The organism is Roseivivax sp. CAU 1761 (genome assembly GCF_054482755.1).
This window is the reverse complement of the sequence record NZ_JBTLRM010000004.1, coordinates 64,473-78,023: the sequence shown is the minus strand read 5'-3', so window position 1 is coordinate 78,023 and position 13,551 is coordinate 64,473. Positions and strand designations below refer to the sequence as shown.

General features: G+C 71.7%; 8 protein-coding genes. 1 reads left to right on the top strand and 7 read right to left on the bottom strand.

Annotation, left to right across the window (positions count from 1 at the left end; all coding sequences use genetic code 11):
- Positions 1-63 precede the first annotated feature (63 nt).
- The 7 genes from ACXYMW_RS04245 to xdhA form a co-directional block, all read right to left on the bottom strand.
- Positions 64-1,137, bottom strand: coding sequence for a BMP family ABC transporter substrate-binding protein (locus ACXYMW_RS04245; protein WP_459034050.1), 1,074 nt, complete (start codon positions 1,135-1,137; stop codon positions 64-66).
- Positions 1,138-1,213: 76 nt separating this feature from the next.
- Positions 1,214-2,137, bottom strand: a complete 924-nt coding sequence (locus tag ACXYMW_RS04240; protein ID WP_459034049.1) for an ABC transporter permease — start codon at positions 2,135-2,137, stop codon at positions 1,214-1,216.
- The gene (locus ACXYMW_RS04235; RefSeq protein WP_459034048.1) at positions 2,137-3,222 is read right to left on the bottom strand and encodes an ABC transporter permease; all 1,086 of its coding nucleotides are present in this window, start codon (positions 3,220-3,222) and stop codon (positions 2,137-2,139) included. Before ACXYMW_RS04235 ends, ACXYMW_RS04240 begins: the two co-directional genes overlap by 1 nt.
- A gap of 90 nt (positions 3,223-3,312) precedes the next feature.
- Positions 3,313-4,836 carry an ABC transporter ATP-binding protein gene (locus tag ACXYMW_RS04230; RefSeq protein WP_459034047.1) on the bottom strand — a complete coding sequence of 508 codons (1,524 nt, stop codon included), beginning with the start codon at positions 4,834-4,836 and terminating at the stop codon, positions 3,313-3,315.
- Positions 4,803-5,741: a xanthine dehydrogenase accessory protein XdhC gene (gene xdhC, locus ACXYMW_RS04225; protein ID WP_459034046.1), complete on the bottom strand. Its 939-nt coding sequence runs from the start codon at positions 5,739-5,741 to the stop codon at positions 4,803-4,805. The genes ACXYMW_RS04230 and xdhC overlap by 34 nt, the downstream gene beginning before the upstream one ends.
- The gene (gene xdhB, locus ACXYMW_RS04220; RefSeq protein ID WP_459034045.1) at positions 5,731-8,160 is read right to left on the bottom strand and encodes a xanthine dehydrogenase molybdopterin binding subunit; all 2,430 of its coding nucleotides are present in this window, start codon (positions 8,158-8,160) and stop codon (positions 5,731-5,733) included. Before xdhB ends, xdhC begins: the two co-directional genes overlap by 11 nt.
- The gene (gene xdhA, locus ACXYMW_RS04215) at positions 8,157-9,587 is read right to left on the bottom strand and encodes a xanthine dehydrogenase small subunit (protein WP_459034044.1); all 1,431 of its coding nucleotides are present in this window, start codon (positions 9,585-9,587) and stop codon (positions 8,157-8,159) included. Before xdhA ends, xdhB begins: the two co-directional genes overlap by 4 nt.
- Before the next feature lie 288 nt (positions 9,588-9,875).
- Here xdhA and dnaE point away from each other — a divergent pair, with 288 nt between their 5' ends.
- Positions 9,876-13,391 carry a DNA polymerase III subunit alpha gene (gene dnaE / locus ACXYMW_RS04210; RefSeq protein ID WP_459034043.1) on the top strand — a complete coding sequence of 1,172 codons (3,516 nt, stop codon included), beginning with the start codon at positions 9,876-9,878 and terminating at the stop codon, positions 13,389-13,391.
- Positions 13,392-13,551: the final 160 nt, after the last annotated feature.

The window sequence follows — 13,551 nt, the reverse complement described above, 5'->3', positions numbered from 1 at the left end:
CGGGGGCGGGGCCCCCGGCGCGCGGCGGGCGCCCGGCCAGTCCGGAGCGCCCGGGGCGCTGCCTCAGTTCGGGATCTCGCCCGAAAGGCCTTCGACGTAGAAGTCCATGCCGAGGAGCGTGCCGTCATCGGCGGTCTCGCCCTCGGCCAGCCAGGCCGAGCCGTCCTGCTTGTTCAGCGGCCCGGTGAACGGGTGGTACTCGCCGCTGGCGATGCGCTCCTTGAGATCGAGCGCCTCGGCCCGGACCTCCTCGGGCACCGCCTCGGAGATCTCGCCGATCTCGACCATGCCCTCGCCGATGCCGTGCCAGACCTGCTGGCTTTCCCAGGTGCCGTCGATCACCGCCTGCACCCGGTCGATGTAGTAGGGCGCCCAGTTGTCGATGATCGAGGAGACTCGCGGCGACGGCGCGTATTCCGCCATGTCCGAGGCCTGGCCGAAGGTGATGACGTCGCCGGCCTCCTGCGCCGCGGCCTGGGGCGCGGTGGAATCGGTGTGCTGCAGGATCACGTCGGCGCCGTTCTCGATCAGCGCGCGGGCCGCGTCGGCCTCCTTCGCCGGGTCGAACCAGGTATAGGCCCAGACCACCGAGAACTCGACATCGGGGTTGACCTTCTTGGCGTGGATATAGGCGGAGTTGATGCCGCGGATGACCTCGGGGATCGGGAAGGAGGCGATGTAGCCGATCTTGTTGGCCTCGGTCATCGAGCCGGCGATGTGGCCCTGGATCGCCCGGCCCTCGTAGAAGCGCGCCGAATAGGTCGAGACGTTGTCGGCGGTCTTGTAGCCGGTGGCGTGCTCGAACTTCACGTCGGGGAACTTCTTCGCCACCTCGATGGTGGGATCCATGTAGCCGAAGGAGGTGGTGAAGATCAGGTCGGCGCCGGACAGCGCCATCTGGGTGATCGCGCGCTGCGCGTCGGCGCCTTCGGGCACGCTTTCCTGGTAGACCGTCTCGACCCGGTCGCCGAAATGCTCCTCGACCGCGAGCCGGCCCTTGTCGTGCTCGTAGGTCCAGCCGCCGTCGCCGATCGGGCCGACATAGATGAAGCCCACCTTGACCTTGTCGTCCTGGGCGAAGGCGGCGCTCGTGACGAGCGCCAGGGCGGCGCTGGCGAGCAGGGTTCTGCGGTTCATGTCACTCTCCTGTCTGGACATTGTCGGTTGTCGGTCGTGCCGCGGCGCGCCGGCCGCGCTCTGGCGGGGACGGCGGTCACTGCGCGGCATGGAAGGGACGTCCCAGCGAGGCCGGCGCGGCATGGGCGCCGCGGGCCGAGATCAGCACCAGGACGAGGATGGTCACCAGGTAGGGCGAGGCCGAGAGCAGCGCCACCGGCACGTCGGCCCCGGCCGCCTGCAGGTTCAGCTGCAGCACCGTGACGCCGCCGAAGAGATAGGCGCCGATCAGCACCCGCCACGGCCGCCACGAGGCGAAGACCACGATGGCCAGCGCGATCCAGCCGGCCCCGGCGGTCATGCCCTCGGTCCATTGCGGCACCCGCACGAGGCTGAGATAGGCGCCGCCGAGCCCGGCGCAGGCGCCGCCGAAGGCGATCGCGGCGAGCCGGATGCGCACCACCTTGTAGCCCAGCGCATGCGCCGCCTCGTGGTTCTCGCCCACGGCGCGCAGGATCAGCCCGGCGCGGGTGAATTTCAGGAAGGCCCAGACCAGCGCCACCAGCAGCAGCGACAGGTAGACCATGACGTCGTGCGAGAACACCATGCGCCCGATCACCGGCAGATCGGAGAGCGGGCCGAGATCGAGCTTCGGCAGGGTCGGCGACTTGATGCCCTCGTAGGGCTTGCCGATCAGCGCCGAGAGGCCGAGCCCGACCAGCGTCAGGCCGAGCCCGGTGGCGACCTGGTTCGACAGCAGCACCTGGGTGAGAAAGCCGAAGCTCAGCGACAGGAGCGCCGAGGCGGCGGCGGCGGCGGCGAAGCCGGCCGCCGGATCGCCGGTATTGACCGCCACCGCGAAGCCCACCACGGCGCCGGTGATCATCATGCCCTCGACGCCGAGATTGAGCACGCCGGCGCGCTCCACCACCAGCTCGCCGATCGCCGCGAGCAGCAGCGGCGTCGCCGAGACCATGACCGAGGCCAGAAGCAGCACCAGGGAGATCGAGCCGAGATCCATCACGCCACCTCCGCGCGGCCCATCACGGGGCGGTAATTGGTCAGCACGTCGACGCCGAGCAGGAAGAACAGCAGCATGCCCTGGAAGAGCTGGATCGAGGCGCCGGGCACGCCCAGCATGAGCTGCGCCAGCTCGCCGCCGATATAGGTCAGCGCCATCAACAGCCCGGCCAGCAGGATGCCCAGCGGGTGCAGCCGGCCGAGAAAGGCCACGATGATCGCGGTAAAGCCGTAGCCGGAATTGAAGTCGATGGAGATCTGCCCGGCCGGGCCCGCCACCTCGAAGAGCCCGGCCAGCCCCGCCAGCGCGCCGGCGGTGCCGAGGCAGAAGACGATGATCCGGGCCGGACGCACGCCGGAGAACCGCGCCGCCCGCGGCGCCTCCCCGGAGAGGCGGATGTTGAAGCCGAGGATGTGCCGGCTGAGCAGCACGTAGGCGAGGATCACCGCGATCAGCGCCGCCACCACGCCCCAATGCATGCCGGTATCGGCGATCAGCTCGCGGTTGGCGGCGGAGTCCCATTGCTGGAAGTTGCGCGACCCAGGAAAGCCCATGCCCTCGGGGTTGCGCAGCAGGCCCGAGGAGACCGAGGCGAGCACCGATTCGGCGACGTAGACCAGCATCAGGGAGACGAGGATCTCGTTGGTGCCGAACCGGGTCTTGAGCAGGGCCGGGATCATCGCCCAGGCCCAGCCGCCGAGCGCCCCGGCGAGGATCATCAGCGGGAAGATCAGCACCGAATCCATCGGGTAGAGCGCCAGCCCCGCCGCGGCGCCGCAGACCGCGCCGATGATGTACTGCCCTTCGGCGCCGATGTTCCAGATGCCGGCCCGGAAGCCCAGGCTCAGCCCCACCGCGATAAGGATCAGCGGCCCCGCCTTGACCAGCAGCTGCGGCCGCGAATAGCCGGCGAATTGCGGGTCGAAGAGCGGATCCCAGAAGATCGTGCGGATCGCCGCCAGCGGGTCGACCCCGAGCGCGGCGAACATGCCGCCGCCGACCAGCATGGTCAGCGCCACGGCGAGCAGCGGCGCCGCCCAGGCCCAGGCGCGGGACGGCTCGCGGCGCTTGACGAGGCGGATCATCGCCGGGCTCCGGGCCCGCGCCGTGCTGCGCCGGCTCCTTGGTGCGGGCCGGTGCCCCGCGCCCGCGCCGGTCCGGCCGGCATGCTCGCCTCACCCCGCCTCATGCGCCACCTCCATGTCATGCGCGCCGCCCATCATCAGGCCGATCTGTTCGACGTCGAGATCGGCCACCGCCCGGCTGCCCGACAGCCGGCCCTCGTTGAGCGCCGCGAACCGGTCGGAGATCTCCATCAGCTCGTCGAGATCCTGGCTGATCACCACGATGCCGGCGCCGGCCGCGGCGAGGTCGAGCAGCGCTTGCCGGATCGCCGCCGCGGCGGCGGGATCGACGCCCCAGGTCGGCCGGCTGACCACCAGCACCTCGGGGCGCTGAAGGATCTCGCGCCCGATGACGTATTTCTGCAGGTTGCCGCCCGAGAGCGCGCGCGCCGCGGTACCGGGGCCCGGGGTGCGCACGTCGAAGCGGTCGATCACGCCCTCGGCGAAGCGCCGGGCATGGGCCCAGTCGACGAAGCCGCCATGCACCAGCCCCATGCGCCGGGCGGCGGTCAGCACGCCGTTCTCCATCAGGCTCATCTCGGGGGCGGCGGCGTGGCCCAGCCGTTCCTCGGGCGCCGCCAGGAGGCCGGCATCCCGCCGCGCCACCGGGCCCTCGCGGCTGACGTCGCGGTCCTCGAAGAAGATGCAGCCGCGCGGCGCCAGACGTTCGCCGGAGAGCGCCGCCAGAAGCTCGTCCTGGCCGTTGCCGGCGACCCCGCCGATGCCCAGCACCTCGCCGGCGCGCAGCTTGAAGCTGACATCGCGCAGCGGCGTGCCGAAGGCGCCGGGGGCCGGCAGGCTCAGCCCGGCCACTTCCAGCAGCACCTTGCCGGGCGCGTGGGGCCGCGCCTCCGGGGTCTCGAAACTGCTGCCCACCATCATCTCGGCCAGCTCGCGCGCCGAGGCCTCGGAGGGGGTGCAGGTCGCCACCTTGCGGCCCAGCCGCAGGATCGTCGCGGTGTCGCAGAGCGCCCGGATCTCCTCGAGCTTGTGGGAGATGTAGAGGATCGAGCGGCCTTCCTCGCGCAGCTTGCGCAGGGTCTTGAACAGGATCGAGACCTCCTGCGGCGTCAGCACGCTGGTCGGCTCGTCCATGATCAGCAGCCGCGGCTCCTGCAGCAGGCAGCGCACGATCTCGACGCGCTGCCGCTCGCCCGCCGACAGCGTGCCGACCACGCGGCCGGGATCGAGCGGCAGGCCGTATTCCTCGGAGACGCGGCGGATGCGCTGGGCCAGGTCGCGGGTGCGGGGCGGGTTCTCCATGCCGAGCGCCACGTTCTCGGCCACGCTTAGCGCGTCGAAGAGCGAGAAGTGCTGGAACACCATGGCGACGCCGGACTGACGCGCGGCGCTGGGCCGGGACGGGGCATAGGGCGTGCCCGCCAGGGTCATGGTGCCGCTGTCGGGGGTGACCAGCCCGTAGATCATCTTCACCAGCGTCGACTTGCCGGCGCCGTTCTCGCCCAGGAGCGCGTGGATCTCGCCCCGGCCGATGGCGAACGACACGTCGTCATTGGCGACGACGCCCGGATAGGCCTTGGTCAGGCCCCGAAGGCTGAGTAGCGGTTCGGCCACGTATCCCCGTCCCTGTCTTTTTTTGTGTTCAGTAGGTCGACCGCCACCCCGAGCGCAATCGCCTGCGGATGTTTTCCGAGCGATTTCCGCCCGATCGGGCAGGTGATGCGGTCGATCGCGGCATCGGCATGGCCGAGCGCCCGCAGCCGGGTGCGGAAGCGCGCCCACTTGGTGTCCGAGCCGATCAGCCCGGCGCTGCCGAAACCGTGCCCCAGCAGGGCGTGGCAGAGGTCGAGATCGAGCGCGTGCGAGAAGGTCACGATGACATGCGCGGCCTCCCGCGGCGCCCGCGGCACCAGCAGCACCGGCGCGCGGGCCGGCAGCAGGGTGACGCGCTCGGGCGGGGTCTCGGGAAAGCGCGCGCGTTCGGTGTCGATCCAGGTCAGCTCGAGCTCGGGCAGGGGGGCCAGCACGCCCGCCAGGGCCCGGCCGACATGCCCGGCGCCCCAGATCCAAACCGCCCGGCGGGGGCGGTGCAGGGGCTCGACCATCCAGCCCTCTACGAGCTGCGGCGCCGGCGGCTCGCCGCCGCGCCGCGCCGCCTCGACCATGCGGCGAACGGCGAGCGGCATCGCGCCCGGGCCGCGCGCCAGCACCGTCTGGTCGGGGTCGGGCAGCGTCGCGGCGTCGTAATGCTCGGTCAGCAGCGTCACCGCGCCGCCGCAGCACTGGCCGAGCGCCGGGCCCAGCGGGTGGCGGCTGAGCCCGGTCCGGGTCAGCGCCGCGCCGGCGGCCTCGTATTCCAGCGCGCCGCCGCCGATGGTGCCGGACTGGCCGCCGGGCCAGACCAGCATGGCGGCGCCGACCTCGCGCGGGGCCGAGCCCGCCACCGCGGCCACCACCACCCGGGCGACGCGGCCGTGCCGCGCCACCGCCCGTGCCAGGTCCTCGCGGTCAAACCCCATCGCGCACCCGCTCCACTGCCGCCAGCACCCGCTCCGGCGTCGCCGGGGCGTCGAGCATCGGGTAGCCCGGGCCGCAGGCGGCGACCGCGTCCGAGAGCGCGAAGAACACCGACATGCCGAGCATGAAGGGCGGCTCGCCCACCGCCTTGGAGCGGTAGATCGTGTCCTCCCGGTTGCGGCCGTCCCACAGCGTCGCGTTGAAGACCGGCGGCGCGTCGGCATAGGCGGGGATCTTGTAGGTCGAGGGCGCGTGGGTGCGCAGCCGTCCCTCGACGTCCCAGACCAGTTCCTCGCAGGTCAGCCAGCCGGCGCCCTGGACGAATCCGCCCTCGACCTGGCCGAGATCGATGGCCGGGTTCAGCGAGGCCCCGGCATCGTGCAGGATGTCGGTGCGCAGCAGCCGGTATTCGCCGGTCAGCGTGTCGATCACCACCTCCGAACAGGCGGCGCCGTGGGCGAAGTAGTAGAACGGCCGGCCCTGGCCGCGGATGCGGTCCCAGTTCAGCTTGGGCGTGCGGTAATAGCCGGTGGCCGACAGGCTGACGCGGCCCTCGTAGCAGAGCTTGGCGGCCTCGGCGAAGCTGTAGCTCTCGGCCCCGACCCGCACCGCGCCGTTCTCGAAGCGCACCGCCCCGGCGCCGGTCTGGTGGCGCTCGGCGAGGAAGCGCGCCATGCGCGCGGCGATGGTGTCGCAGGCGGCCTTCACCGCCATGCCGTTCAGGTCCGAGCCCGAGGACGCCGCGGTGGCCGAGGTGTTGGGCACCTTGCCGGTATCGGTGGCGGTGATCTTCACCGCGCCCGGGTCGATGCCGAACCGCGCCGCGGCGACCTGCGCCACCTTGCGGAACAGGCCCTGGCCCATCTCGGTGCCGCCGTGGTTCATCGCCACCGAGCCGTCCTGGTAGACATGGACCAGCGCGCCGGCCTGGTTGAGATGGCTGAGGGTGAAGGAGATGCCGAACTTCACCGGGGTCAGCGCCAGGCCCTTCTTCAGGATCGGCTCGGCGGCGTTCCACTCGGCCACCGCCTGGCGGCGCTCGAAATAGGCGCATTCCGCCGCCACCCGGTCGGTCATCGCGCCGAGGATGAAATCCTCCACCGCCTGGCCGTAGGGCGTGGTCTGCGCGCCGGCCGGCGCCGCCGGCGCCGCGCCCTCGGGCACCGCGCCCACCGCCCCGCGCGAGGCGACGTCGCGGTCGGGGTCGCGCGGCAGGGCGACCGGGGGGCCGTCCGGCGCGTCTGAACGTTCGGAGCGGCTCTCCGGGCTGTTCGGGTCGCATTCGGCATAGTAGTTGCGGCGGCGGATCTCGAGCGGGTCGAGCTCCAGCACATGCGCGGCGTGATCCATCACCCGCTCGATCCCCAGCATGCCCTGCGGACCGCCGAAGCCGCGGAAGGCGGTGGCCGACTGGGTGTTGGTCTTCAGCCGGTGGCTCTCGATCCGGGCATGCGGCAGGTGGTAGGCGTTGTCGGCGTGCAGCATGGCGCGGTCGGCCACCGGCAGCGACAGGTCCTGGCTCCAGCCGCAGCGCAGGTAATGTTCGAACTCGACTCCGAGCAGGCGGCCCTCGTCGTCGAAGCCGGCGCGGTAATCGATGCGGATGTCGTGCCGCTTGCCGGTGATCGTCATGTCGTCGTCGCGGTCGTAGCGCATGCGGCAGGGCCGGCCGGTCAGCCGCGCCGCCACCGCGCAGGCCACCGCCAGCGCGTTGCCCTGGCTTTCCTTGCCGCCGAAGCCGCCGCCCATGCGCCGGCATTCCACCCGCACGCCGTGCATCGGCAGGCCCAGCGCCTCGGCCACCTTGTGCTGGATCTCGGTCGGGTGCTGGGTCGAGGAATGCACCACCATGTCGCCGTCATCCTGCGGCAGCGCCAGCGCGGCCTGGCCCTCGAGGTAGAAATGCTCCTGGCCGCCGGCCTCGATGCGGCCCTCGATCTGCACCGGGGCGGCGTCGATGGCCTCGCCGGGATCGCCCTTCTGCCAGATCCGCGGCCCGTCTTCGAATCGGCTGTCGGCGGCCAGCGCCTCCTCGACGCCGAGGATGGCATCGCGCGGCTGGGTGTCGATGCGCGCCAGCCGGGCGGCGCGGCGCGCCGCGAGATGCGAGGTCGCCACCACCAGGAAGACCGGCTGGCCGAGATAGTGCAGGCTGCCGGTGGCGAGCAGCGGCTCGTCGTGGATCGAGGGCGAGACGTCGTTGGCGAAGGGCAGGTCGCGATAGGACAGCAGGGCGATGACGCCCGGCGCCGCGCGCACCGGGTCGAGATCGATCTCGCGGATCCGCCCGGCGGCGATCGGCGACAGGCCGAAGGCCAGGTGCAGGCAGCCCGCCGGGGCCGGGATGTCGTCGACATAGCGCGCCGCGCCGGTGACGTGCAGCCGGGCGGAATCGTGCGGCAGGGGCGTCGTCACGCTCACGGCGCCACCTCCAGGACCGAGGTGCGGGCGCCCAGATCCTCGAGCAGGTAGCGCGACAGCATGTTGCGGGCGCCGGCCAGCCGGTAGGCCGCCGAGGCGCGCATGTCCGAGATCGGCTGGAAATCTTCCTCCCAGGCGTCCCAGGCCGCCCCGACCGCTTCCTCGCCCCAGTCGCGGCCGAGCAGCTCGGCCTCGACCGCGCGGGCCCGCCGCGGCGTCGCCGCCATGCCGCCGAAGGCGATGCGGGCGGCGGTGACGATGCCGTCCTCGACGCGGATGTCGAAGGCGCCGCAGACCGCCGAGATGTCCTGGTCGAAGCGCTTCGAGAGCTTGTAGACCTTGAGCCGCGGCGCCGCCTCCGGCAGCGTCACCCCGGTCACCACCTCGCCGGCGCGGCGGTCCTGCTCGCCATAGGCCACGAAGAAATCCTCCAGCGGCAGGTCGCGCGGCCCCTCGGGGCCCTCGAGATGCAGCACCGCGTCGAGCGCGATCAAGGGCGGTGGCGTGTCGCCGATCGGCGAGCCGTTGGCGATGTTGCCGCCGATCGTCGCCGCGGCGCGCACCTGGGCCGAGCCGAAGCGGCGCAGCATCGCGGCGAAGGAGGGGTGGCGGGTCGCCAGCTCGCGCTGCACCCGGTCGAGCGTCACCCCGGCGCCGAAGCGGATCCTGCCCTCGCCGGTCTCGATGCGCTGCAGATCGGCGCAGCGGTTGAGGAAGATGACGCGGTCGAGATCGTGCAGATCCTTGGTCACCCAGAGCCCGACATCGGTGGCGCCGGCGACCAGCGTGGCCTCGGGGTGGCGGGCGGTGAGCTCGAACAGGGCGGCGAGGGTCTCGGGCGCGTGCGCCGGACGGATCGCGGAGGCCGGCCGCGGGTCGCGGTCCCGCGGCGGCGTCTCCGCTTCGTCCGCCGGCGCCGCGGCGGGGCGAGCCGGCGCCGCGTCGCGCAGCCAGTCCGGCACCGGCGCGCCCGCCGCCGCCGCGGCGGCGCGTCGGATCGGCACATAGCCGGTGCAGCGGCAGAGATTGCCGGCCAGCGCCGCCTCGGTGTCGGCCTCGCCGTTCAGATGCGCCACCGCCATCGAGACCACGAAGCCCGGGGTGCAGAAGCCGCACTGGCTGCCGTGATGGTCGATCAGCGCCTGCTGCACCGGGTGCAGCGCGCCGTCCGGCCCGGCGATGCCCTCCACGGTGCGCACCGCGCGGCCGGCGAGCTGCGGCAGGAACAGGATGCAGGCATTGAGCGCGCGCACGCCGCCCTCGGGATCGGTGACCATCACCGTGCAGGCGCCGCAATCGCCCTCGTTGCAGCCCTCCTTGGTGCCGGTCAGCCCGCGCGCCTCGCGCAGCCAGTCCAGCAGCGTCAGGGTCGGGGGCGCGTCCCGGACCGTCACACTCTCTCCGTTCAGAAGAAAGCCGATCTCCATGCGTGATTACCCGCCGCGTTACCGATCGCCCATGAGCGCGCGCCCTCGATGCGGCGTAGAAGGCGGCGGGCCGGTCCTGGTGTCGGATCAAGGCTAGGGGGCAGGGATCGGGTTTGGCAAGGAAAATCCGATCCGGGGCTTTGCGGTGGGGGCGGCGCGGCGGCGGCGGCGCCGCCGGGGGCGCTACCCCCGGACCCCCGGGATATTTTTGCTCAGAAGAAGGGGGCGGGGGCGCGCTCGGGCGCTTTGGCGGTTCCGCCCGGGGGCGGGCTTGCCTAGGATCGCGCCATGACTGCACCCCGATTCATCCATCTCCGCCTCCACACCGAATATTCCCTGCTCGAAGGCGCCGTGCGGCTGAAGAAGCTGCCCGGGCTCTGCGCCGCGCAGGACATGCCGGCAGTGGCGGTGACCGACACCAACAACCTGTTCGCGGCGCTGGAATTTTCGGTGGCGGCGGCGGGCGCCGGGGTGCAGCCGATCATCGGCTGCCAAATCGACTTGCGCTATCTCGAGCCCGGGCCCGGCGAACGGCCGCGCGACCCCGCGGCCGTGGTGCTGCTGGCGCAGTCCGAGCGCGGCTACGAGAACCTGATGAAGCTCAATTCCTGCCTCTACCTGCGCGGCGACGGCGAGCTCGCGCATGTGACGCTGGACGAGCTCGAGGCCCATGCCGAGGGGCTGATCTGCCTCTCGGGCGGGCCGGACGGGCCGGTCGGCCGGCTCCTGCAGGCCGGCGCCCGCGGCGCCGCGGAGGCGCTGATGGTGCGGCTGCACGGCGCCTTCGGCGACCGGCTCTATGTCGAGCTGCAGCGCCATCCCGGCGAGGACGGCGCGCCCGAGGCCGAGCGCCTGACCGAGCGCGGCCATGTCGAGATGGCCTATGCGATGGGCCTGCCGCTGGTCGCCACCAACGACGTCTACTTCCCGAAGCCCGACATGTACGAGGCGCATGACGCGCTGATCTGCATCGCCGAGGGCGCCTATGTCGACCAGCAGGATCCGCGCCGCCGGCTGACGCCGCAGCATTACTTCAAGTCGCCGCAGGAGATGGCGACTTTGTTCGCCGACCTGCCCGAGGCGGTGGAGAACAGCGTTGAGATCGCCCGCCGCTGCGCCTTCAAGGCCGAGAAGCGCGACCCGATCCTGCCGCGCTTTGCCGATGACGAGGTCGACGAGCTGCGCCGCCAGGCCAATGCGGGCCTGCAGAAGCGGCTGGCGGTGATCCCGCACGCGGTGAGCGTCGAGGAATACCAGACGCGGCTCGATTTCGAGCTCGGGATCATCGAGGGGATGGGCTTTCCGGGCTATTTCCTGATCGTCGCCGATTTCATCAAATGGGCCAAGGAGCACGACATCCCGGTGGGGCCGGGCCGCGGCTCGGGCGCGGGCTCCCTGGTGGCCTACGCGCTGACCATCACCGACCTCGACCCGTTGCGCTACTCGCTCCTGTTCGAGCGCTTCCTGAACCCCGAACGGGTCTCGATGCCGGATTTCGACATCGACTTCTGCATGGACCGCCGCGAGGAGGTGATCCGCTACGTGCAGGAGAAATACGGCCGCGACAAGGTGGGCCAGATCATCACCTTCGGCGCGCTCCTGTCCAAGGCCGCGGTGCGCGATGTCGGCCGCGTCCTGCAGATGCCCTACGGCCAGGTCGACCGGCTGTCGAAGATGATCCCGGTCGAGGGGGTGAAGCCGGTCTCGATCGAGAAGGCGCTGGCCGACGAGCCGCGGTTGCGCGAGGAGGCGCGCAACGAGGAGGTGGTGAACCGGCTGCTGACCTACGGCCAGCAGGTCGAGGGGCTCTTGCGCAACGCCTCGACCCATGCCGCCGGCGTGGTGATCGGCGACCGGCCGCTGGACGCGCTGGTGCCGCTCTACCAGGATCCGCGCTCCGACATGCCGGCGACCCAGTTCAACATGAAATGGGTCGAGCAGGCCGGGCTGGTGAAGTTCGACTTCCTCGGCCTCAAGACCCTGACGGTGATCCAGAACGCCATCGACCTGATCCACAAGGGCGGCCGGCCGCTGCATGTCGCCGCCGACGGGTCGGAGATCTACGCCCCCTTCGAGGGCGCCGAGAACGATATCGGCCAGATCCCGCTCGACGACGCCAAGACCTACGCGCTCTATGCCCGGGCCAAGACCGTGGCGGTGTTCCAGGTCGAAAGCTCGGGCATGATGGATGCGCTCAAGCGCATGAAGCCGACCTGCATCGAGGACATCGTGGCGCTGGTGGCGCTCTACCGCCCGGGCCCGATGGAGAACATCCCGGTCTATTGCGAAGTCAAGAACGGGCTGCGCGAGATCACCTCGGTGCATCCGCTGATCGACCACATCCTGGAGGAGACCCAGGGCATCATCGTCTACCAGGAACAGGTGATGCAGATCGCCCAGGTGATGGCGGGCTACAGCCTCGGCGGCGCCGACCTGTTGCGCCGCGCCATGGGCAAGAAGATCAAGGAGGCGATGGACGCCGAGCGGCCCAAATTCACCCAGGGGGCGATGGCCAACGGGGTGGACGAGAAGAAGGCCAAGGAGGTCTTCGACCTGCTGGAGAAATTCGCCAATTACGGCTTCAACAAGTCGCATGCCGCGGCGTATGCGGTGGTGTCCTACCAGACCGCCTGGCTGAAGGCGAACCACCCGGTCGAGTTCATGGCCGGGGTGATGAATTGCGACATCCACCTCACCGACAAGCTGGCGGTGTATTTCGAGGAGGTCCGCAAGGGGCTGGGCCTGCCCTGGGTGGCGCCCTGCGTGAACCGGTCGCTGGAGACCTTCGACGTGGTCGAGGGGCAGTTGGTCTATGCGCTGGGGGCGCTGAAGAATGTCGGCCTCGACGCCATGCGGCTGGTGGTCGAGGGCCGCGGCGGGACGCCCTTCGCCACGCTCTACGACCTCGCCCGGCGGGTCGATCTCAAGCGCGTCGGCAAGCGGCCGCTGGAGATGCTGGCCCGGGCCGGCGCCTTCGACGCGCTCGACCGCAACCGCCGCCGGGTCTTCGAGAGCCTGGACGCGCTGGTGGCCTATTCCGCGGCGGTGCACGAGCAGCGCGCCTCGGCGCAGGTCTCGCTTTTCGGCGAGGCCGGCGACGACCTGCCGGAGCCGCGGCTCGCCCCGGTGCCGGACTGGCTGCCGGCGGAGCGGCTCTCGGAGGAGTTCAAGGCGGTGGGCTTCTACCTCTCGGGCCACCCGCTCGACGATTACATGCCCGCCCTGCGCCGCGCCCAGGGCGGGGCGGCGAACTTCCTGACCCTCGAGGAGCTGACCCGCAAGGTCGAGGCCAAGGGCGCGATGATCGCCAAGCTCGCCGGCGTGGTGGCGGGCCGCCAGGAGCGCAAGTCGGCGCGCGGCAACCGCTTCGCCTTCTGCCAGCTCTCCGACCCGACCGGGGCCTACGAGGTGACGCTGTTCTCGGAGACGCTGGAAAAGGCCCGCGAGGCGCTGGAGACCGGCGCCAAGGTGATCGTCACCGTGGAGGCGACGATGGAGAGCGACCAGCTCAAGCTGCTGGGCCGTTCGGTGGCGCCCATCGAGGCGGCGATGGCGGGCGCCGGCGCCGCGGGGATGCGGATCTACCTCGACAGCCCGCAGGCCATCCCGCAGGTCGCCTCGGTGCTGCGCCGCGCCGCCGACCAGGCGCCGCGGGCCGGCCGCGGACCGATCCGGCTGATGCTCAGCGATGCCGGGCTGCCGGGCGAGGTGGAGCTCGATCTCGGCGAGGATTTCCCGGTCAGCCCGGAGATCCGCGGGGCGCTGAAATCGCTGGGCGGGATCCTCGCGGTCGAGGAATTCTGAGGCGCCGCGGGTCCCGGGCGGCGGCGCGGGCCGAGAGGGCGGCGGGGGGGGGGGGGGGGGGGGGGGGGGGGGGGGGGGGGGGGGGGGGGGGGGGGGGGGGGGGGGGGGGGGGGGGGGGGGGGGGGGGGGGGGGGGGGGGGAGGGGGGGGGGAGGGGGGAG

Coding starts and splice junctions, on each gene's coding strand:
- ACXYMW_RS04235 (WP_459034048.1), bottom strand. CDS start 3,222: ATGATCCGCCTCGTCAAGCGCCGCGAGCCGTCCCGCGCCTGGGCCTGG.
- xdhA (WP_459034044.1), bottom strand. CDS start 9,587: ATGGAGATCGGCTTTCTTCTGAACGGAGAGAGTGTGACGGTCCGGGAC.
- ACXYMW_RS04245 (WP_459034050.1), bottom strand. CDS start 1,137: ATGAACCGCAGAACCCTGCTCGCCAGCGCCGCCCTGGCGCTCGTCACG.
- xdhC (WP_459034046.1), bottom strand. CDS start 5,741: ATGGGGTTTGACCGCGAGGACCTGGCACGGGCGGTGGCGCGGCACGGC.
- ACXYMW_RS04240 (WP_459034049.1), bottom strand. CDS start 2,137: ATGGATCTCGGCTCGATCTCCCTGGTGCTGCTTCTGGCCTCGGTCATG.
- dnaE (WP_459034043.1), top strand. CDS start 9,876: ATGACTGCACCCCGATTCATCCATCTCCGCCTCCACACCGAATATTCC.